Annotated in this window: 23 protein-coding genes; 12 read left to right on the top strand and 11 right to left on the bottom strand. The window is 61.6% G+C overall.

Going from position 1 to position 18,557, the window contains the following annotated elements:
- Both AC0N03_RS02030 and AC0N03_RS02025 read left to right on the top strand, forming a co-directional pair.
- Window positions 1-510, top strand: coding sequence for a sigma factor-like helix-turn-helix DNA-binding protein (locus tag AC0N03_RS02030; RefSeq protein ID WP_474286754.1), 510 nt, complete (start codon window positions 1-3; stop codon window positions 508-510).
- Entirely contained in the window at window positions 507-887 is a 381-nt protein-coding gene (locus AC0N03_RS02025; RefSeq protein ID WP_474286753.1) for an anti-sigma factor family protein, read from the top strand. The genes AC0N03_RS02030 and AC0N03_RS02025 overlap by 4 nt, the downstream gene beginning before the upstream one ends.
- Here the strand turns inward: AC0N03_RS02025 and AC0N03_RS02020 are convergent.
- Window positions 860-1,783, bottom strand: coding sequence for a DnaJ C-terminal domain-containing protein (locus AC0N03_RS02020; protein ID WP_474286752.1), 924 nt, complete (start codon window positions 1,781-1,783; stop codon window positions 860-862). The genes AC0N03_RS02025 and AC0N03_RS02020 overlap by 28 nt on opposite strands.
- A 114-nt stretch (window positions 1,784-1,897) precedes the next feature.
- Window positions 1,898-2,479, bottom strand: a complete 582-nt coding sequence (locus AC0N03_RS02015; protein ID WP_474286751.1) for an RT0821/Lpp0805 family surface protein — start codon at window positions 2,477-2,479, stop codon at window positions 1,898-1,900.
- A gap of 80 nt (window positions 2,480-2,559) precedes the next feature.
- Between AC0N03_RS02015 and pdxH the strand changes: the two genes are divergently transcribed.
- The 4 genes from pdxH (at window position 2,560) to AC0N03_RS01995 (ending at window position 4,373) form a co-directional block, all read left to right on the top strand.
- The gene (gene pdxH, locus AC0N03_RS02010) at window positions 2,560-3,171 is read left to right on the top strand and encodes a pyridoxamine 5'-phosphate oxidase (protein WP_474286750.1); all 612 of its coding nucleotides are present in this window, start codon (window positions 2,560-2,562) and stop codon (window positions 3,169-3,171) included.
- Entirely contained in the window at window positions 3,168-3,605 is a 438-nt protein-coding gene (locus AC0N03_RS02005) for an NUDIX hydrolase (RefSeq protein ID WP_474286749.1), read from the top strand. The genes pdxH and AC0N03_RS02005 overlap by 4 nt, the downstream gene beginning before the upstream one ends.
- Entirely contained in the window at window positions 3,602-4,057 is a 456-nt protein-coding gene (locus AC0N03_RS02000; RefSeq protein WP_474286746.1) for a TIGR02301 family protein, read from the top strand. The genes AC0N03_RS02005 and AC0N03_RS02000 overlap by 4 nt, the downstream gene beginning before the upstream one ends.
- A gap of 121 nt (window positions 4,058-4,178) precedes the next feature.
- Window positions 4,179-4,373: a hypothetical protein gene (locus AC0N03_RS01995; RefSeq protein WP_474287209.1), complete on the top strand. Its 195-nt coding sequence runs from the start codon at window positions 4,179-4,181 to the stop codon at window positions 4,371-4,373.
- A 3-nt stretch (window positions 4,374-4,376) separates the two neighbouring features.
- Here AC0N03_RS01995 and AC0N03_RS01990 read toward each other — a convergent pair whose 3' ends face one another.
- Entirely contained in the window at window positions 4,377-5,711 is a 1,335-nt protein-coding gene (locus AC0N03_RS01990) for a dihydroorotase (RefSeq protein WP_474286745.1), read from the bottom strand.
- A gap of 71 nt (window positions 5,712-5,782) precedes the next feature.
- On the opposite strand from AC0N03_RS01990, the gene ygfZ reads away from it, so the two are divergent.
- The 4 genes from ygfZ (at window position 5,783) to AC0N03_RS01970 (ending at window position 8,307) form a co-directional block, all read left to right on the top strand.
- Window positions 5,783-6,559, top strand: coding sequence for a CAF17-like 4Fe-4S cluster assembly/insertion protein YgfZ (ygfZ, locus tag AC0N03_RS01985; protein WP_474286743.1), 777 nt, complete (start codon window positions 5,783-5,785; stop codon window positions 6,557-6,559).
- A 61-nt stretch (window positions 6,560-6,620) separates the two neighbouring features.
- The gene (locus tag AC0N03_RS01980) at window positions 6,621-7,193 is read left to right on the top strand and encodes a DNA-3-methyladenine glycosylase I (RefSeq protein ID WP_474286742.1); all 573 of its coding nucleotides are present in this window, start codon (window positions 6,621-6,623) and stop codon (window positions 7,191-7,193) included.
- Window positions 7,193-7,798, top strand: a complete 606-nt coding sequence (locus tag AC0N03_RS01975; RefSeq protein WP_474286741.1) for an HD domain-containing protein — start codon at window positions 7,193-7,195, stop codon at window positions 7,796-7,798. The genes AC0N03_RS01980 and AC0N03_RS01975 overlap by 1 nt, the downstream gene beginning before the upstream one ends.
- A complete protein-coding gene (locus AC0N03_RS01970) occupies window positions 7,795-8,307 on the top strand; it encodes a tyrosine phosphatase family protein (protein WP_474286739.1) in 513 nt (170 codons plus the stop codon). The genes AC0N03_RS01975 and AC0N03_RS01970 overlap by 4 nt, the downstream gene beginning before the upstream one ends.
- Window positions 8,308-8,328: 21 nt before the next feature.
- On the opposite strand, the gene AC0N03_RS01965 is transcribed toward AC0N03_RS01970, so the two are convergent.
- From AC0N03_RS01965 to glyS, 4 genes are all read right to left on the bottom strand, one after another.
- Window positions 8,329-9,531 carry a cell wall hydrolase gene (locus AC0N03_RS01965; protein ID WP_474286737.1) on the bottom strand — a complete coding sequence of 401 codons (1,203 nt, stop codon included), beginning with the start codon at window positions 9,529-9,531 and terminating at the stop codon, window positions 8,329-8,331.
- Between the two features lie 116 nt (window positions 9,532-9,647).
- Entirely contained in the window at window positions 9,648-9,911 is a 264-nt protein-coding gene (locus AC0N03_RS01960) for a hypothetical protein (RefSeq protein WP_474286736.1), read from the bottom strand.
- Between the two features lie 55 nt (window positions 9,912-9,966).
- On the bottom strand, window positions 9,967-12,645 hold the full coding sequence (gene ppdK / locus AC0N03_RS01955) for a pyruvate, phosphate dikinase (RefSeq protein WP_474287208.1): 2,679 nt from the start codon (window positions 12,643-12,645) through the stop codon (window positions 9,967-9,969).
- Between the two features lie 313 nt (window positions 12,646-12,958).
- On the bottom strand, window positions 12,959-15,139 hold the full coding sequence (glyS, locus tag AC0N03_RS01950; RefSeq protein ID WP_474286735.1) for a glycine--tRNA ligase subunit beta: 2,181 nt from the start codon (window positions 15,137-15,139) through the stop codon (window positions 12,959-12,961).
- A 123-nt stretch (window positions 15,140-15,262) separates the two neighbouring features.
- Between glyS and AC0N03_RS01945 the strand changes: the two genes are divergently transcribed.
- Window positions 15,263-15,667 (top strand): DUF2177 family protein, encoded by a 405-nt coding sequence (locus AC0N03_RS01945; protein ID WP_474286733.1) that lies wholly within the window; start codon window positions 15,263-15,265, stop codon window positions 15,665-15,667.
- Here AC0N03_RS01945 and AC0N03_RS01940 read toward each other — a convergent pair whose 3' ends face one another.
- Both AC0N03_RS01940 and AC0N03_RS01935 read right to left on the bottom strand, forming a co-directional pair.
- Window positions 15,668-15,907, bottom strand: a complete 240-nt coding sequence (locus tag AC0N03_RS01940) for a CDGSH iron-sulfur domain-containing protein (protein WP_474286732.1) — start codon at window positions 15,905-15,907, stop codon at window positions 15,668-15,670.
- Window positions 15,908-16,013: 106 nt separating this feature from the next.
- Window positions 16,014-16,937 carry a glycine--tRNA ligase subunit alpha gene (locus tag AC0N03_RS01935; protein WP_474286731.1) on the bottom strand — a complete coding sequence of 308 codons (924 nt, stop codon included), beginning with the start codon at window positions 16,935-16,937 and terminating at the stop codon, window positions 16,014-16,016.
- 129 nt (window positions 16,938-17,066) lie between these two features.
- Here AC0N03_RS01935 and AC0N03_RS01930 point away from each other — a divergent pair, with 129 nt between their 5' ends.
- Window positions 17,067-17,555, top strand: a complete 489-nt coding sequence (locus tag AC0N03_RS01930; RefSeq protein WP_474286730.1) for a hypothetical protein — start codon at window positions 17,067-17,069, stop codon at window positions 17,553-17,555.
- Between the two features lie 2 nt (window positions 17,556-17,557).
- Here AC0N03_RS01930 and AC0N03_RS01925 read toward each other — a convergent pair whose 3' ends face one another.
- Window positions 17,558-18,334 carry a tRNA1(Val) (adenine(37)-N6)-methyltransferase gene (locus AC0N03_RS01925; protein ID WP_474286729.1) on the bottom strand — a complete coding sequence of 259 codons (777 nt, stop codon included), beginning with the start codon at window positions 18,332-18,334 and terminating at the stop codon, window positions 17,558-17,560.
- The gene (locus AC0N03_RS01920) at window positions 18,331-18,552 is read right to left on the bottom strand and encodes a putative signal transducing protein (RefSeq protein ID WP_474286728.1); all 222 of its coding nucleotides are present in this window, start codon (window positions 18,550-18,552) and stop codon (window positions 18,331-18,333) included. Before AC0N03_RS01920 ends, AC0N03_RS01925 begins: the two co-directional genes overlap by 4 nt.
- Window positions 18,553-18,557 lie beyond the last annotated feature (5 nt).

Here is an 18,557-nt window from a genome sequence, read left to right as displayed (position 1 = left end):
ATGTCTCCGACCTCTGCGGGAGCGCTGGTGGATAAGCCCTGGAATTTTGAAGATGCGTTGCCAAGGCTCCGGCGATGCGCCACCGCGATGCTGGCCAACCGGATAGAGCCTCTGCGTGCCGATATGATCGCACGCGCCGCCATCAAGACCGTTCTGGGGCAGAAACTGCCGGTTGCAGACCCCGCGCATCTGCGCCGCGCGCTGTACAAGGTTCTGCTGGACTCGTGCCGCCGCCAGAACATCGACGACCATTCGGAGCCTGTGCACAGCCAGAACGCGCTGCTGAGCGGGTTCGCCCGCCTCTCGCCCGAGGAACGGGAAGTGCTGGTGCTGGTCGCCATCGAGGGCCTGCCGCACAAGGATGCGGCCATTACGCTGGATCTGCCGCTGTTTGCCCTCGAAGCCCGCCTCACGCGCGCAAGAGAGCACCTGCTCAATGAAGCGCGCCAGCAGCATCTGCGGTATCAGGCTTCGGCGCGCCGCGCCGCACATCTGCGGGTGGTCAAATGACATCGCAGACCCCTATTCACGAGATAGACCTGCACCGTTATATCGACGAACCGGGCGATGAGGCCCGCAACGCGCGTATAGCCGCCTATCTGGACGAAAATCCGGAAACCGCGATGCGCGTGCGCGACTGGCAGGAGCAGACCATAGCCCTGCGTCAGCTTTTTCCGATTGTCAGGCCCGCGCGCGAGCGGATCGAGCCATCCCATGCCGCAAAGCTCTCGCGGGAGGCGCGCCTCTCGCGCCGGCTCAATCTGGCTCTGGCTTTCCTGCTCGGCATTTCGCTGGCCGTCATCATCGGCGGGGCGTCAACCCTCATCGGCGGCAACAGCAGCGCCATCAGCGCTGCGGTTCACTCCATGGCCTTTCGCGGCTGGTAGGGCTTTTGCTCCTGCCATTTGCGCATCAAAGCCTCGAATTCGGGATCTTTTGCCTCCGGCAGGGCCGGCCGAACGGTAACCAGCAGGTCTCCCGGCTCGCCTCTGGCCAGTTTCAGCCCTTTGCCGCGCAAGCGCAGCACCTTGCCGTTGTTGCTGCCCGGCGGCAAGGTCAGTTCCACCTTCCCCGTCAATGTCGGAATATTCACCTTGCCGCCCAGCACGGCCTCATAAAGCGTGACCGGCAGGTCGATGCGGATATCCCGCCCGTCGAGCTTGAAATAGGGATGCGGCGCATATTTGACGGTGATCAGCAGGTCTCCGGGGTGGCCGCCCATCACGCCGGGCTCGCCCTGCCCCTTGAGGCGGATCTGCTGGCCTTCCTCGATTCCGGCCGGAATTTTGACTTCGAGCGTGCGGCCAACCGCCACCTGCACCTGAATATGCGCGCCCTCCGCCACGGACGTGAGCGGAATCTGCACCGAGGTGGTGATGTCCTCGCCTTTCGGCGGGCGGGCGCGAGTGCGGGTTCCTGCGCCGGAGAATATTTCCGCGAAAATGTCGGATGCGTCAAAGCCGGCGCTGCCCGGTCGCCCGCGCCCGAAGGGCTGTCCTGCGCCAAAATCAAATCCATTGGCATTGAAGCCGCCCGCACCGCCGCCAAAACCGGGATGGCGCGGCTTGCCCTCGGCATCGATCTCGCCACGGTCGAACTGCCCGCGCTTCTTTTCATCGCCAATAATCTCATAGGCGGCGTTGAGTTCGGAAAATTTCTCCTTGGCCTTCGGGTCTTTGCTCTGATCAGGGTGGTAGGCTTTGGCCAGACGCCGGAACGCCTTTTTTATTTCATCCGCCGAAGCGGTCTTGCTCACCGACAGAACTGAATAAGGATCTCGCATAGGTCTCCACCTCTTTTGCCCTTATGTGGTGAGGCAGGCACCAACGCGCAAGAGACCGCAGGCGCCGTCGCGCTAAAGTTGCGACAGCAGGATCGACCCAAAACCGGGCCCAGTTTACCCGGCCGTGGTTTCCGGCGCCAGTTCGCGCAGATCCCAGCCGCCGTCGGCCTGACGGCAGGCACGGCCAAGCAGGGCCTGCCCTGCCGGCACGCTCTTGCCTCGTATGACAGAGCGGAAGGTGCGGCAGCCGGACTGCCCCGCTTCATTCACCGGAATAAACGCACCGCTCGCCCCGGTGGCGGGGTTGGACCAGGCGATGCTGCGCACCGGCTGCAGCGACCCCAGCGCCCGGTCAAGCGCCGGGCGGGCATGGGCAAGATCGGAGGGTGCCAGATAACGGCGCAGGAGCAGATCAGACTTGGCCGCGGCGCGCCTGGGCCCAACGTGGGTGTCTGGCGGCACCGTGCTGATGGAGACCATATCGAGAGAATTTGCCTCCGGCTCTTCCTGTGCCTTGGCTGGCGCGTCCTCCCGGTGGATGGAGCCGAGCGGCGTCATGTCGACAAGCCCCGAAATGGGCACCGAGACGGAACATCCGCCCAAGGTGGCGGCCAGCGCGGCAAATTTTACCCAGGACAGAACCCCGCGAACGGGCTTGTGCCTAAATAATCTTTTGAAAATGATCTCCACCGCCATAAATTGGGTTATCCTCGGTTGAAACGCTAGGATTGTCAGGCTGCCCTTGATGCAAATGCACAACAGAAAAGGATTATTACGTGGAGCCGTTAACGAGTCGTAACTTTGCAGAAGCCGAAGAGCCTTTCGCGCTGTTTCAGTCCTGGCTGGACGAGGCCTCTGCATCGGAGCCGAATGACCCAAATGCCATGGCGCTGGCCACGGTCGATCCCGATGGTCTGCCCGATGTGCGCATGGTGCTGCTCAAGGGCTTTGATTCTGACGGCTTCGTCTTCTATACCAACAGCGAAAGCCAGAAGGGCCGTGAACTGGCCGGCAATATGAAAGCCGCCGTGGTTTTTCATTGGAAGTCACTGCGTCGTCAGGTGCGTGTGCGCGGCGCTGTCAGCCTTGTCTCGCAAAAGGAAGCGGATGAATATTTTCATTCGCGCCCGCGCCTGAGCCAGATCGGCGCTTGGGCCAGCCAGCAGTCGCGCAGGCTGGAAAGCCATCTTGCGCTGGAGACCGCCGTCGCAAAATACACCGCAAAATTCGGACTTGGCGAAGTTCCGCGCCCATCCTACTGGAACGGCTATCGCATTACCCCAGCCAGCATTGAGTTCTGGCATGACAGACCGTTCCGCCTGCATGAGCGCATTGAATTCACACGCGTGGCCGACGGCGGCTGGAGCAAGGAGAGACTTTATCCGTGAGCGGACGCATCTTCCCGCCCTTTCCGCGTGTCGGCGTTTCACTGGCCCTGTTCCGCGGTCGCGAAGTCGTGCTGGCGCGGCGCGGAACGGGTGCGGGTCAGGGCTTGTGGTCCTTGCCCGGCGGGCTGATCGAATTGGGCGAGACGGCAGAAGCTGCGGCGCTTCGGGAGATGCACGAGGAAGTTGGTCTGAACGGCCAGATACTCGGTCTTGCCGGGCACACGAACATCATTGAACAGGCAGGCGAAGGCATCCGCCAGCATTATGTGGTGCTGACCTTCGCCGGACATTGGATCAGCGGCGAGCCCCGGCCCAGCGCCGAGGCGCCCGAATGTCGCTGGGTCGATTTCATGCAGCTTGGCGGCCTGAACATGACGAAGGGCCTGCCGGACATGCTGCGGCAATGCGCCCTTGTTGCCGGAGTGGCGTCATGAAGCGGAAACTGGCCCTGCTCTGCCTGGCCTGCGCCCTGTCCGGACCAGCATGGGCGCTGGACAAGGCAGCGCCGCAAAGGCCGGTGCCGATGCCGCCGGTTCTTCCGGCTGCGCCTCAGGCCGCACCGCAGACGCTGCCCTTTCAGGGGCAGCTGGTCAGTCTGTCCGAACTTATGGGGACGGCCGCGTTTCTCGCTGACCTTTGCCCCGATATGCGCGGATCTGAGCAGAATGGCGAGCTTTGGCGCAGCAAGGCTCAGGAACTCATCGACAGCGAGGCCGGCGACCCCAATCTGAAATCGGCGCTCTCCGGTCTTTACAACCGCGGCTATCAGAGCTACGAAACCATCTATCGTGAATGCACGGACGCGGCGCGCCTGACATTTTCGCAGAAATTACGCGCCATAAACCGCATCGCCAATGAGCTGACGCGCAAATATTCCGGCAATTAACCTTTCTTTCAGACTCCGCTCGCCAGCAGGCCGGTTTATGGCTAATAATTCCTTTATGACGCCTTTTTATCCAAAACCTATTGTCGAAGACCCCGCCACAAGTGCGCATCAGCACAATGCGATGAGCTATGTCGGCGAAGCTTTTGCCGAAGCCCTGCTCGATGGCATCGACGGGCCGAATTTTGCCTATGCCGCGCTGCATACAGCCTTTCGTGAACTGGTGGGCGCATATGGCGAGGAAGCCGTGGCCAGACTGGCCGAGGAACTGCCGGAGCGTATCCGGTCCGGCCAGTTCAGCCTGCTCTGGCCCAACTGATCCTTACGCCCGCGGCAGCGCTTCGACAAAACGAACAGTCTCGCCGCATGACGGCGTGACCAGTTCGCCTTCCCACATCACCCTGTTGCCGCGCACGAATGTCCCCACAGGCCAGCCGGTGACCGTCTTGCCGTCGTAAGGCGTCCACTGGCTTTTTGAGGCGATCCATTCGTTGCGGATCGTCACGCTGCGCTTCATGTCGACAATCGTCAGATCGGCATCATAGCCGACAGCAAGACGCCCCTTGGCGGCCATGCCGAACAGACGTGCGGGGCCTGCGCTCGTCATATCGACAAAACGCGTCAATGTGAGATGCCCGGCATTGACATGGTCGAGCATGATCGGCACCAGCGTCTGCACGCCTGTCATTCCGGACGGGCTTTCGGGATAGATTTTCGCTTTTTCCTCCAGCGTGTGCGGCGCGTGATCAGAGCCCAGAACATCGGCTATGCCCTGATCGAGCCCCCACCAGATACCTTCGAGATGGCGGCGCTCGCGCACCGGCGGGTTCATCTGCAGGCGCGTACCCAGATGCGCGTAATCCTCGGCGGTCATGGTGAGATGGTGCGGCGTCACCTCGCAGGAGGCAACATCCTTGTGCTGGCTGAGAAAATGCATCTCTTCCGCAGTCGAAATATGCAGCACGTGGATACGCGCACCCTGCTCTCTGGCAATGCGCACCAGACGCTCGGTGCAGGTCAGAGCGGCAATCTCATCCCGCCAGACCGGATGGGAGGACGGATCACCGCCGACGCGCAAGGGCTTGCGCGCGTTGAGGCGGAATTCATCCTCGGAGTGGAAGGCCGCGCGGCGACGCGTCTGGCCCAGAATGGCGGACACCCCCGCATCATCCTCAACCAGCAGCGAACCCGTGGACGAACCCATGAACACCTTGATGCCCGCTGCGCCCGGAAGCCGCTCCAGCTCAGGGATGTCGGCGACATTCTCGCGCGTGCCGCCCACCCAGAAGGCGAAATCGCAGTGCATCCTGTGTGTGCCGCGCCGCACCTTGTCGGCCAGAGTTTCAGCACTGATGGTCAGGGGATTGGTGTTGGGCATTTCAAAAACAGCGGTCACACCGCCCATGACCGCAGCACGCGAGCCCGACTCGAGATCTTCCTTGTGCACGGCCCCCGGTTCGCGGAAATGCACCTGCGTATCCACGACGCCGGGCAGAATATGCAGGCCGGTGCAATCGATCCGTTCGCCCGCGCTCGCCTGTGCCAGATCGCCGATGGCGGCGATACGGCCGGCCGAAACACCAATGTCGCGCTGGAATGTTCCATCGTGATTGACGATCGTGCCATTGCTCAGAATGCAATCAAACTTTTGCGCCATGGTGCTCCCCCTTGTTCCGGTTGCAATGCGAATTAGTTGAGTTAAGACTTGGATTCAAGGTTTGGACAGCAATGACACAAGCAATATTACATCGGGGCATCGTCAGCGTCAGCGGCGCAGATGCACGCGGCTTCCTGCAAGGGCTGGTTTCTTCGGACATGGACAAGGTGAGCGCTGAAGCTGGCGGCTTTGGCGCGCTGCTGACGCCGCAAGGCAAAATCCTGTTTGATTTCTTTATCTTCCAGACAGATGACGGATTCCTGCTCGATTGTCCACCCCAGCTTGCCGGAGACCTTGTCAGACGCCTCGGCATGTACAGGCTTCGCGCCAAAGTTGCGATTGCCGATGTCTCGCAGCATTATCACGTCCGCGCCTCGTGGAATGAACCCGAGGCGCCCGGCCTTGCTGATCCGCGCTGCCCGGTTTTGGGCAAGCGCCTGATCGCGCCGGGCGCGGCCTCGCCTCAAAACGAATCCGCCTATCATGAACAGCGCATTCGCGCCGGCATAGCCGAGGGCGGCCTTGATTATGTCTATGGCGATACGTTCCCGCACGAGGCCAATTTCGATCGCACGCATGGCGTTGACTTCGCCAAGGGCTGCTATGTCGGACAGGAAGTGGTCAGCCGCATGCAGCATAAGAGCGTGGTGCGCAAACGAGTTGTGCCAGTGCGTTTCGAAGGAGCGTCCTTGCCTTCCGGCGCAGATATCCTGAGCGGCGAACAGGTCATCGGCCGGATGGGCTCATCCGTTTCCGGTCTTGGCCTTGCGCTGCTGCGCCTCGACAAGGCCTCTGAAGCCGCGCAACTCCTGTGCGCTGGACGCCCGCTCACGCTTGTGGAGACCTGACTTGGAAAAACCCGCCCCGCCGCCGCGCCCGAAGCACGCGATTTTGCATGAGGACGGCAAAATGCGCTGTCCATGGCCCGGCTTCGACCCGCTCTACATCGCCTATCACGATACCGAATGGGGCGTGCCGGAGCGCGACAGCCGCGCCCTGTTTGAAAAACTGATCCTCGACGGCTTTCAGGCCGGATTGTCCTGGATCACGATCTTGCGCAAGCGCGAGGCTTTCCGCGCCGCATTCGACGGCTTTGCGCCCGAGCGTATCGCCCGCTACGACGAGGCGAAATGCGCCGCCCTGATGCAGGATGCCGGCATCGTGCGCAACCGGGCCAAGATTGCCGCGTCCGTCACCAGCGCACGGGCCTTTCTTGCCATTGAGGAAAAGCACGGCTTTGCCGATTATCTCTGGGGCTTTACCGATGGGCGTCCGTTGCAAAGCGATCTGCGCACGATGGCCGACATGAAAGCCGAGACGCCGCTCAGCCAGAAAATCGCCAAGGATTTACGGGCCAAGGGATTCAATTTCTGTGGGCCGACCATCGTTTATGCCTTCATGCAGGCGGTTGGCATGGTCAATGACCATCTTGTCACCTGTTTCCGCCATGCCGAATGCGCTGAAATGGGGCAGACGTTCTGATGGCGAAGGACAATGCCCCGCGTGCCTGGCAACGCATGTTGTCGGGCCGCCGCCTCGATCTCCTCCATCCCTCTCCGCTCGATGTGGAAATTGCCGACATTGCGCACGGGCTTGCCCGCGTCGCGCGCTGGAACGGCCAGACCAAGGGCCCGAACATATTCTCTGTTGCGCAGCACTCCCTGCTGGTGGAAGCTTTTGCCAGCGCCATCAACCCGCATATGTCGCATCGATGGCGGTTGATGGTGCTGCTGCACGATGCTCCAGAATATGTCATCGGCGATATCATTTCGCCGTTCAAGGCCGTTCTGGGCCATTCCTACAAGGACATCGAGAACGGCATTCTGGCGGCCATTCACCTGCGCTTCGGCCTGCCCGCCGCGCCGCCGGCCATGCTGGCCAAGCTTACCAAGCAGGCCGACCGCGCCAGCGCCTTCATCGAAGCCACGCATCTGGCGGGATTTGAATTTGCCGAAGCCGAGAAATTCTTCGGCCTGCCGCCGGTGCGTCTGCCTGATCTCGAAACACGGCTGCACCCGCTCACCAGCGACGAGGCCGAACTGCAATTTCTTGCCCGATTCAACGAACTCGAAAAGGCCGAACCATGAGCGCCATTCATGTCTGCGCCCTGTCGCGCATAGAGGAAACCTCGAAACGCATCGGCGCGCAATCGCTGGTCACTCTCATCAACATCAACACAAAGGTGGAGCGTCCCGCGCATATCGCCCCCGAAAAGCATCTTTTCATCGGCATGTCGGATATAACCGCGCATCAGGACGGGCATATCCTGCCGGGGGAGGAACACGTGCGCAATCTGCTCGGCTTCGTGCAATTGTGGGACAAGCGCGCGCCGCTGCTCATTCATTGTTACGCCGGTGTAAGCCGTTCCACCGCGGCAGCTTTCATCTCGGCCTGCGCCCTGCAACCGCACAAGGACGAGGCGCATCTTGCCGGCCTTGTCCGGGCCCGCTCGCCCACGGCGACGCCTAACGCCCGCCTTGTCGCTGTGGCCGACCATCTTCTGGGCCGCGAGGGCCGCATGAGCGCCGCCATAGCCGCCATAGGCCGCGGCGAGGATTGCTTTGAGGGCGTGCCGTTCATGCTGGAAGTGGAATAGCCAAAGCCGCGCGCCGCGACATCAGGTCTGCCCCGGCCTGAGCTTATAGAAAATATGCGCGCCGATCTTGTCCACGCGCTTGAGCGATCTCGCCCAATATGGCCGCACATAGACCGCGTGATAATGCGTTGCGCCGCCCACTGCGGCGAGATAGGTCTTGCCTTCCAGCACCCGCTTGGCGATACGCTGGGCCAGCGCCCAAGGCCCCGGTTCGTTGATTTTCAGGCTCTGGCCGTCGCAGGCAAAGGAGAACTGGCACGCCATGTAATGCGAACGGTTCTGATAGACGACGCCGCAGATCGTGGTCGGATAAAGCCCGCTGATGACCCGGTTGAGCACCACCTGCGCAACTGCGGCCTGCCCCTGCTCCGATTCGCTGCGCGCCTCAAAATAGACGGCCTCGGCCAGACATTTTTCCTCGCGGGCCATGCCGTCCTGATCGATCTGGGCCATGTAATCGGGCTGGGCGCCATCGCGTGGCACGGCGGCGAGAAGGGCTTCGTCTCCCGGCTTTGGCGCGGCCATGCCCACCTCAACCGGCACGGCATCGGGCAGTGCGGGCGTCGTCGAAGCCAGAGCCACGGCGCGCGGCACGGCGGGCGTTGCCCCCTGACGGGCGCGCTGGCGGGCATCGGTCGGCGTGTGCACGCGGATCATCGTTGTCGGCGTATCCTGCGCATTGGCGCGAAGGCCCGTCGCCCCGCTCAAATTCAGCACGCGGGATTCGTCGCGCTCCGGGGCTGTTGCGGCGAAGGTGTCGCCAGCATCGGCGCCGACGCCGCGCTCCAGCAGTCCGAACCGCGACAATGGGCCGGGATGGCGCAGGGCGACGTCAAAGAGCGGCCGGATACCGACAAAGGGCGCTCCCTTTGCCTGCCGGTTGATTTCCGGCAGGCTGGCCGTGTTGGCACCGGCCTTGAGACTGATTCTGGGGCGGACTTCGTCCGGCGCATCGCGCCGCACCTGCTGGCCTTGCACCCGCTCAACAGAACGCAGGACAGCGTCCTGCGGCATGCCGGGCAATTTGAACGCGCCGCGCTCGATCGCCTGCTCCGCCGGGATGAGATCCGCCGGTTCTGCGGCTGCATGGCTGGAAATGAACGCGCGGGTGCCGCCGAAAGACATGTCCTGATCGGCCTCTGCCGTGAAGGACACCAGCGCCAGCGCCGCCATCATGTAAGGCGAGAGAATCCGAACTGCCCAAGTCAAACGCGATTGCGCCATACGCAAACCCAACCCTTGCCGCACGCGCGGCCAGAAGCGACGATAATCGCCTATTCATGTTGGATTAACCTTGACATCAGGTTACCGGCACAAGCCACAACCTGTGCCAAAATGGGTCAGTTCACACCGCGGATTAATATGAGATAAAGCGTTGCGCCGATGAAATAGCCGATAAACCGCTGCATTGGCGTCACGGGCGGCAGGCGCAGCGCGTCGACGAAGCGCTGCACCGTTTCGTAGACCAGCGCGAACAAAATCAGCCAGACAAGCGGCGGCACCGTTGCGCTCTGCAATTCGGGCATGTAGCGCACCAGAACGGCCAGCGCGACGCCTGCAGCGGCCATGAGCAGGCCATATATCACGGGTATGCCAGATATCATTGCTGCACGCTTTCCCGCTCTCCCGTCTGAGGGGAGAGCGCTGTGTCCGGTCTGTTTATGCCAGGCTTGCGGCTTTTTGCCCGATTGCGGCCTGTGCGGCGGCGAGGCGGGCGATGGGCACGCGGAAGGGCGAGCAGGAGACGTAATCGAGGCCGGCGCCTTCGCAGAAGACGATCGAGGCCGGATCGCCGCCGTGTTCGCCGCAGATGCCGAGCTTGATGTCCGGGCGGGTCGAGCGGCCGCGTTCGGCGGCGATTTTCACCAGTTCGCCGACGCCCTCCTGATCGAGCGTCACGAACGGATCGCTCGGCAGGATGCCCTTGGCCGTATAGGGGCCGAGGAACGAGGCGGCATCGTCGCGCGAGATGCCGAGCGTGGTCTGGGTCAGGTCATTGGTGCCGAAGGAAAAGAATTCCGCCTCCCGGGCGATGTCGGCGGCGCGCAGGGCGGCGCGCGGCAGTTCGATCATCGTGCCGATGGAATAGGGCACGTCGACGCCGCTCTCCGCCTTCACCGCCTCGTGCATAGCGACAATGCGCGCCTTGACGCTGTCCAGTTCGGCCTTGGCCATCACCAGCGGCACCATGATCTCGGCCGTCACCGGCTGGCCGGTCTTCTTGCCAGCCTGGATCGCGCCCTCGAAAATCGCCCGCGCCTGCATCTCGGCAATTTCGGGATAAGCAATGGCAAGGCGCACGCCGCGAAAGCCCAGCATCGGGTTGAACTCATGCAGTTCGCCGGCCCGCTGGCGCAGCTTCTCCGGGCTGGCCCCCATGCTCGCCGCAACTTCGGCAATCTCCGCATCCGTATGCGGCAGGAACTCGTGCAGCGGCGGATCAAGCAGGCGGATGGTCACCGGCAGGCCGGACATGATCTCAAACAGCTCGGCAAAATCCTGCCGCTGCATCGGCAGCAGCTTGGCCAGCGCGGCGCGGCGGCCCGTCTCGTCATCGGCCAGAATCATCTCGCGCACGGCAACGATCCGGTCGCCCTCGAAGAACATGTGCTCGGTACGGCACAGGCCGATGCCCTCGGCGCCGAAATTGCGGGCCACGCGCGCATCGGCAGGCGTCTCGGCATTGGTGCGCACCTTCATGCGGCGCAGTTCATCGGCCCAGCCCATCAGCGTGGCAAATTCGCCCGATAATTCCGGGTCGAGCATCGCCACCTTGCCGACAAGCACCTGTCCCGTCGTGCCGTCGATGGTGATGAGATCCCCGGCCTTCAGCGTCACGCCCGCCACGCTCATGCGCTGGCCGGCATAATCGACCCGCACCGAGCCCGCGCCCGAAACACAGGGCTTGCCCATGCCGCGCGCCACCACCGCCGCATGCGAGGTCATGCCGCCGCGCGTCGTCAGAATGCCCTCGGCGGCATGCATGCCGTGAATATCCTCCGGCGAGGTCTCCACCCGCACCAGAACCACCTTGTGCCCCGCCGCCTTCAGCCGCTCCGCCTCGTCCGAGGAAAAGACGATCTCGCCGCAGGCCGCGCCGGGCGAGGCCGGCAGGCCGGAGGCAAACAGCCGGCGCTCGGCCTTCGGATCGATGGTCGGGTGCAAGAGCTGATCAAGCGAGGCCGGCTCGATGCGCATCACCGCTTCCCTGTGCGTGATCAGCCCTTCATTGGCCATGTCGACGGCAATGCGGATGGCCGCCTTGGTCGTGCGCTTGCCGTTGCGGGTCTGCAGCATCCACAATTTGCCGCGCTCCACCGTGAATTCCATGTCCTGCATGTCGCGGTAGTGCTTTTCCAGCAGCTGCGAGGCCCGCACGAACTGGGCGAAGACATCCGGCATCACCGTCTCCATCGACGGCTTGTCGGACAGCGCCTCGATGCGCGCCGCTTCGGTGATGTTCTGCGGCGTGCGGATGCCGGCCACCACGTCCTCGCCCTGCGCATTCACCAGAAACTCGCCGTAAAGCCTGTTCTCGCCCGTCGACGGATTGCGGGTGAAGGCAACGCCCGTCGCCGAGGTCTCGCCCATGTTGCCGAACACCATGGCCTGCACATTCACCGCCGTGCCCCAGCTCTCGGGTATGTCGTTGAGCCTGCGGTAGGTGATGGCCCGCGCGTTCATCCAGCTGGAGAACACCGCGCCGACCGCACCCCACAACTGCTCATGCGGATCCTGCGGGAAGGGCTTGCCCGTCTGCGCCTCGACCTGAGTCTTGTATTGCCCGATCACCGCCTGCCAGTCCTGCGCGGTCAGGTCGGTGTCGAGCGTGTAGCCGCGGGTTTCCTTGAAATGATCAAGAATCTCCTCGAAATGGTGATGCGGCACATCCAGCACCACATTTGAATACATCTGGATGAAACGGCGGTAGGAATCATAGGCAAAGCGCGCATCGCCGGAGCTTTGCGCAAGGGTGAGCACAGTTTCGTCATTCAGGCCAAGATTGAGCACCGTGTCCATCATGCCCGGCATCGACGCCCGAGCGCCCGAGCGCACCGACATCAGCAGCGGATTGGCCACATCGCCAAAGGTGCGGCCCGCCAGCGCCCCAACCTGCGCCAGTGCCCGCTCCACCTCGCCCCGAAGCTCAGACGGATAGGCCCGGCCATTGGCGTAATAATAGGTGCATACCTGCGTCGTGATGGTGAAACCCGGCGGAACTGGAAGGCCAAGATTGGACATCTCAGCCAGATTCGCCCCCTTGCCGCCAAGAAGATCCTTCATCCCCGCAGCGCCTTCCGCCTTGCCGTCGCCAAACGTATAGACCCATTTCGTCATCATCACGCTTCCTTGTTTCCAAAAGGCAGGTCTTCATGGAACAAATCTTCTGAAAATGGAATATGCCCTCATGGTTATTCGACAAAAAAAGTGAAAAAATAAGTCAAATAACCGGATTAATTAAACGAAGGCAGATGCAGCGACGCCGATATACGCCATTAGCTGAATAAATACTGATTATTCAATCCACATTTCTGGAACGTTCCAGAAGATATCCTCGGGGATAAACTCCGTGGCTCGCCCGCCGGCCGGCCTGAGCGCGGGGAAGCCAAACCTGTGCCATACGCCTGCGAGGACGGAACTGCAGCCGTTTTCAACCGGCTATTCTGGAGAAATCCGCCACAGTCTGAACCGCAGCCCGCAAGCCATTGAGCAGGCGCAGGCGGTTGAGCCTCAACGAGGGCTCCTCGGCATTGACCGTCACGTCGTTGAAGAATACGTCGGTTGGCGCCCGCAGCCGGGAGAGCGCCTGCATGGCTGCGACATAATCCTTGCCACCGATATGCGCCAGCATATCCGGCACGGCGCGGCTCAGGGCCCCGGCCAGCGTTTTTTCCGCCGGATCCTCCAGTAATGTCTCGTTGAGCGGTTCGAGATAGCTGGCCGCCTCAGCCGGGAATTTCTTTTCCTCGGCCTTGAGAATATTTGCAGCGCGCTTAAAGCCTGCAAGCAGATTGGTTCCGTCTTCGGTGGCAAGAAACTCCGAAAGGGCTCTGGCGCGGCGCGTGACCTCGAGCAGATCGTCCGCTTCAGATGAGAGCACCGCGTCGATGATGTCATGCCGGATGCCCTGATCGCGCAGATAAACTTTCAGGCGGTCATGGAAAAAGGCGAGGAGGTCATGAGCAAGTTCCGTCGCGTCATGCGCGGGCTTGCCCCGCGCATCCGCGCTGCCCGGCCTTTCGTGGATGGCCGGGTCAAGCCCGGCCATGACGCGTTGGAGCAGCGACAACAGGCCCACATTCAGCCCGTTCTCCAGAATGAGTCTGATCACGCCCAGCGCGGCGCGACGCAAGGCATAAGGGTCTTTCGAGCCCGTCGGCTTTTCATCAATAGCCCAGAACCCGACGAGCGTATCAAGCTTGTCTGCCAGCGCCACGGCAACCGAAACGGGATTTTCCGGCACAAAATCGGATGGACCCTGCGGTTTGTAATGCTCCTCGATGGCGGCGCAGACATCGGCCTGCTCGCCCTGCAATTCGGCATAGCGGCGGCCCATGAGGCCCTGCACTTCCGGAAATTCGCCCACGACCTCAGTCAGGAGATCAGCTTTGGCGAGTTCCGCGGCGCGGCGTGCTCTGGCCGCATCCGCGCCCACCATCGGCGCGATATGCCCGGCAAGAGCGATGATGCGATCGATGCGCGCGCCTTGCGTACCGAGCTTTTCATGAAAGACGATATTGAGCGCCCGCAATTTATCGAGACGCTGGTCGAGCGGCTTCTTCGCGGCGTCAAAATCCGGCAGGGCGGCCTGATCGGTCTGCCAGAAATAAAGCGCATCGGACAGCCGCGCCCGCACTACGCGGCCATTGCCCGCAGCAATGGCTTTGCCGCCGTCCGACGCGATTATGTTGGACGTCAGCAGGAAATGCGGCGCCAGTTTGCCTGCGGCATCGCGCAGGACGAAACATTTCTGATTGGCGCGGATGGTGGCGCGCACCACTTCGGCCGGAATGGCGAGAAAGGCCGGATCAAAATCGCCCATCAGCACCACCGGCCATTCGACGAGGCCGGCCACTTCGTGCAGCAGCGCCTCGTCCTCGACCAGTTCGAAGCCATGGGCGAAGGCGAGCGTGCGCGCATCGTGAAGGATAATCTCGCGGCGGCGGGCCGCATCCAGAACCACCCTCGCCTTTTCCAGCGCCGGGACATAATCAGAGAAACGACGCACCCTGATCGGCTGCGGCGCCATGAACCGATGGCCATAAGTGACGTTGCTGGCGCGAATACCATCCACCTCGAAAGGCACAATCTCGGTTTCTTCGGTTTCCGGCCCGAATGTGCAGAGCACGGAATGGAGCGGCCGCACCCAGCGCAGGGCATCGGCCCGCGTCGAGCCTGCGCCCCAGCGCATGGATTTGGGCCAGGGAAAGGCACGAATGATCGCCGGGAGTATATCGGCCAGCACCTCTATGGTGGCGCGCCCTGTCCTATGGATGTGCGCGACATAAAGCTCGCCTTTCTTGCCGTCCGATTCGATCCTGACCTGATCGATCGCATTCAGCCCGGCCTTCTTGAGAAAGCCCTGCACGGCGGCCTCGGGCGCGCCGACGCGGGGGCCCTTGATTTCCTCATGCGTATCCGGCTGGCGCACCGGCAGCCCGACAATATGCAGCGCGAGGCGGCGCGGCGTCGAATAGGCGGACGCGCCCTCATAGGTCAGGCCGCGATCAACGAGGGCATTGGTGACGAGTTTCTTAAGGTCATCGGCGGCCTGCGATTGCATGCGGGCCGGAATTTCTTCGGAAAACAATTCAAGCAGGAGATCGGGCATGGCTTTTCTTCATTCGGGTGTGAGCGTCTTTTGCCGTAAAAGCGCGCCGGTTTCTAGTGCCTCGACCAAAAAACCAAAATGAAATTGGCAACGTATGCCTTTGACAAAACAGGAAAGCCGCAAATGACCAGATATTTCACCGCCTATGCCGCCACTGCCCTCGTGCTCTTCGTGCTGGACTTTATCTGGCTTGGCAGCGTGGCCGGGCCGTTCTACAGGGAAAAGCTGGCCAATATTCTTGCAGCCAAGCCGAATATTCCCGCCGCCGTCGCCTTTTATGCGCTCTATTGCGTAGGCGTGGTCATATTTGGAGAGATGCGCGGCATCGAGGCGCAGTCTGTCTGGACAACGGCAACCTTCGGCGCGCTGTTCGGGTTTTTCGCCTATGCAACCTACGATCTCACCAATTACGCAACGCTGAAGGATTTTCCCGTCTCGATCGCGCTCGTGGATATCACATGGGGTACGGCGCTCACCGCAGTCAGCGCCGTTGCCGGGCATTATGCCGTCACTTATTTTGCGAAGTGATCAAAGCGCCTTGTGCGATCCATCACAGAGCGGCGCATTCTTCGATTGCTTGCAGACGCAGAAATAGGCCGTTGCATCTTTTTCGGGCTTGTAGGCCTTGGGCGTGAATTCGGTGCCCTTGTGCGAGCCGTCGCAGAACGGCTGGCTCTTCGACTGGCCGCAGGCACACCAGTAATAGGTTTTCCCGGCTTCCACCGGCACGGGCATCGGTGCTTTTCCTGCAATATGACCTGTTGGCATTCGTTTCTCCCCTGATCGACGCATAATTGACGTGTCGAATTGGAAGCTTCCTAAAGAACGCCGGAAAAGTCCATTGCAATAATGCAAACCCGGCGTTGCAATTTAATTACGCGGCTCCCCCTGCCGCCGTCTTCAGCCAGGCCTGCCCGCAGGCCTTGGCCAGTTCGCGCACCCGCAGAATATAGCTCTGGCGCTCGGTGACGGAAATCACGCCGCGCGCATCCAGCAGGTTGAAGCGGTGGCTGGCCTTGATGCATTGGTCATAGGCGGGCAGAACCATGTCATGCCGTTCGCCTTTGTCGCCAGCGGCCAGCAGGGCCTTGCACTCGGCCTCGGCATCACGAAAATGCTGAAACAGCAGGTTTGTGTCGGCATATTCGAAATTATGACGCGAATATTCCTGTTCCGCCTGCTTGAACACGTCGCCATACGTGACCTTGGCGTCGCCCTCAAGCCCGTTGAAATTGAGATCGTAAACATTTTCAACGCCCTGCACATACATGGCAAGACGCTCCAGCCCATAGGTGAGCTCGCCTGAAACGGGAGAGCATTCGATGCCCGCAACCTGCTGGAAATAGGTGAACTGGCTCACTTCCATGCCATCGCACCAGCATTCCCAGCCAAGCCCCCATGCGCCGAGCGTCGGGCTTTCCCAGTCATCCTCAACAAACCGGATATCGTGCAGCGCCATATCGACGCCGATAGCCTTGAGCGAGTCGAGATAAAGCTGCTGCAAATCCGGCGGCGAGGGTTTCAGGATCACCTGAAACTGATAATAATGCTGCAGGCGGTTGGGGTTCTCGCCATAACGGCCATCCTTCGGGCGGCGCGAAGGCTGCACATAGGCGGCCTTCCATGGCTTTGGCCCCAATGAACGCAAAGTGGTCGCCGGATGGAAGGTTCCCGCGCCGACTTCCATGTCATAAGGCTGCAGGATCACGCAGCCCCGCTCGGCCCAGAACTGTTGCAGCGTCAGCAGGAGCCCCTGAAAGGAGCGCGTCGGATTCATGGATGGGTTGGATTCTGTCATGGTTCTTTGCCGTTCGCAAAATTTGCTGCGAACCTAGTCACCCGGTCAAGGCGGGTCAACCCATTCCCCTTGCCGTATCCGAATATTTGTCGGCTGGCCCCGGCTGGGCACAGAGTGAATAAGCGCTAAATGCAGAGAGGCGAATGCGCCGATATGTATCCGGCCTTTTTATTGCCACAATCTATTCACGGCGCGTTCAAGGGTCAGGACGCATCCTTTAGAGGCTTGATTTATAGAGATTTATTTAAAATCAGACCAATTTTGAGGTGGATCATGATGCAATCCTTCCTTTCGATGCTTTCAAGGATAACACTGGCCGGCGCACTTTTTGCCGGATCTGTGATGCTGGTGCCGGAGGCGGTTTACGCAGCGCCTGTCGCCGGACTGCATGAAGCCGTGCCGCAGGCAGAGCAGGCCGGCACAAACCTGATCGAAAAAGCGCAATATTATCAGCGCTGCTTTTATCGCTACGGCGAACGCTACTGCCATCGCCGCTATTATGGGCCGCGCTATTATGGCCCGCATTATTATTATCCGCGCCACTGCCGGCGCTTTTACGGCTGGCATCCGACCCGTTTCGGCATGGTGTACGGGCCTTATCGGCGCTGCTTCCGCTGATTTCAGCGCGCTTTGTCTGACGATGGCCGCGCATCCAGCGAGATGCGCGCCTGCCCGCGCTGAATGGCATCGCCAAGCGGGGTGAACCCGCCGCTTTCGTGCAGCGTCAGGCTCGGCAGGATGGACATGGGCGCGCGGCTTCCCTTCACCGCCCGCACAAGCAGGCGGGTTGCGGGCCGCTCTGCATGCGCATGAACCGGCTTGACATTGACCTCCCCAAAGCGGCCGTTCAGAGAATTCAGAATTCGGCCCAGAGCCTCAGGGCGGTGGATCATGTACAGCGTGCCGCGCGGCGCCAGCAAGGCGCAGGTCGCCCGCATCCATTCGTCGAGCGGGGCATCCATCACATAGGCCTGCTGCTTGAGCGGCGAGGGTGAGGGACGTATGTGTTCGGCCTCGTAGAAGGGCGGATTGGTGAACAGCATCTGCGCGCTTTCGTCGGGAAGACCGGCGCTTCGGCGGGCCTTGGCGCTCAGTGCATCCGCAGCATAAAGCTTCACACGCGCGTCAAGCTGATTGCGCCGGATATTCTCCTGTATCAGCGGCATGAGCGTTTCATCACGCTCGATCAGCCCTACGCGCGCCCGCGGCGCAAAAACGGCCAGCGCCAGACCGATGGTTCCGACCCCGGCGCCCATATCGAGAATGTCGCCTTCCGCATCAACTGGCAGGCAAGCGGCAAGCAGCATAGCGTCCGTGCCGATACGGTGGCCCTTGCGCGGCTGCAGCAGCCGCAGCCGGCCGCCGAGCAACTCGGCTTCATCATGGGCGGGCGTCATATCGGCAGTTCCGCCCCCAGCCCAGCTTGACGAAGCAGGCGCACGGCGCGGGCATGGTCCTCATCGAGCACCAGAAGACGGCGCGGCAGAAAGCCGAGGGAGCCCTCCATGGCGCTGGTGAACTGGTCCGCAACCATGACGGCAATATCCTCGCCATTCAGCACCGCCTCAATGGCGGAAATCAACACCAGATCGTTCGTGCGCAACAATTCTTTCAACTTAA

Source organism: Methylocystis sp. sgz306128, from assembly GCF_056032725.1.
Note: the sequence above shows the minus strand (reverse complement) of the source record. Positions and strands in the feature narration are given on the sequence as shown.

Coding starts and splice junctions, on each gene's coding strand:
- AC0N03_RS01960 (WP_474286736.1), bottom strand. CDS start 9,911: ATGATATCTGGCATACCCGTGATATATGGCCTGCTCATGGCCGCTGCA.
- AC0N03_RS01975 (WP_474286741.1), top strand. CDS start 7,193: ATGGCGAAGGACAATGCCCCGCGTGCCTGGCAACGCATGTTGTCGGGC.
- AC0N03_RS01935 (WP_474286731.1), bottom strand. CDS start 16,937: ATGACAGAATCCAACCCATCCATGAATCCGACGCGCTCCTTTCAGGGG.
- AC0N03_RS01980 (WP_474286742.1), top strand. CDS start 6,621: ATGCGCTGTCCATGGCCCGGCTTCGACCCGCTCTACATCGCCTATCAC.
- AC0N03_RS01940 (WP_474286732.1), bottom strand. CDS start 15,907: ATGCCAACAGGTCATATTGCAGGAAAAGCACCGATGCCCGTGCCGGTG.
- AC0N03_RS01970 (WP_474286739.1), top strand. CDS start 7,795: ATGAGCGCCATTCATGTCTGCGCCCTGTCGCGCATAGAGGAAACCTCG.
- glyS (WP_474286735.1), bottom strand. CDS start 15,139: ATGCCCGATCTCCTGCTTGAATTGTTTTCCGAAGAAATTCCGGCCCGC.
- ppdK (WP_474287208.1), bottom strand. CDS start 12,645: ATGACGAAATGGGTCTATACGTTTGGCGACGGCAAGGCGGAAGGCGCT.
- AC0N03_RS01965 (WP_474286737.1), bottom strand. CDS start 9,531: ATGGCGCAATCGCGTTTGACTTGGGCAGTTCGGATTCTCTCGCCTTAC.
- AC0N03_RS02030 (WP_474286754.1), top strand. CDS start 1: ATGTCTCCGACCTCTGCGGGAGCGCTGGTGGATAAGCCCTGGAATTTT.
- AC0N03_RS02000 (WP_474286746.1), top strand. CDS start 3,602: ATGAAGCGGAAACTGGCCCTGCTCTGCCTGGCCTGCGCCCTGTCCGGA.
- AC0N03_RS01945 (WP_474286733.1), top strand. CDS start 15,263: ATGACCAGATATTTCACCGCCTATGCCGCCACTGCCCTCGTGCTCTTC.
- AC0N03_RS02020 (WP_474286752.1), bottom strand. CDS start 1,783: ATGCGAGATCCTTATTCAGTTCTGTCGGTGAGCAAGACCGCTTCGGCG.
- ygfZ (WP_474286743.1), top strand. CDS start 5,783: ATGACACAAGCAATATTACATCGGGGCATCGTCAGCGTCAGCGGCGCA.
- AC0N03_RS01930 (WP_474286730.1), top strand. CDS start 17,067: ATGCAGAGAGGCGAATGCGCCGATATGTATCCGGCCTTTTTATTGCCA.
- AC0N03_RS01995 (WP_474287209.1), top strand. CDS start 4,179: ATGAGCTATGTCGGCGAAGCTTTTGCCGAAGCCCTGCTCGATGGCATC.
- AC0N03_RS01925 (WP_474286729.1), bottom strand. CDS start 18,334: ATGACGCCCGCCCATGATGAAGCCGAGTTGCTCGGCGGCCGGCTGCGG.
- AC0N03_RS02025 (WP_474286753.1), top strand. CDS start 507: ATGACATCGCAGACCCCTATTCACGAGATAGACCTGCACCGTTATATC.
- AC0N03_RS01990 (WP_474286745.1), bottom strand. CDS start 5,711: ATGGCGCAAAAGTTTGATTGCATTCTGAGCAATGGCACGATCGTCAAT.
- AC0N03_RS02015 (WP_474286751.1), bottom strand. CDS start 2,479: ATGGCGGTGGAGATCATTTTCAAAAGATTATTTAGGCACAAGCCCGTT.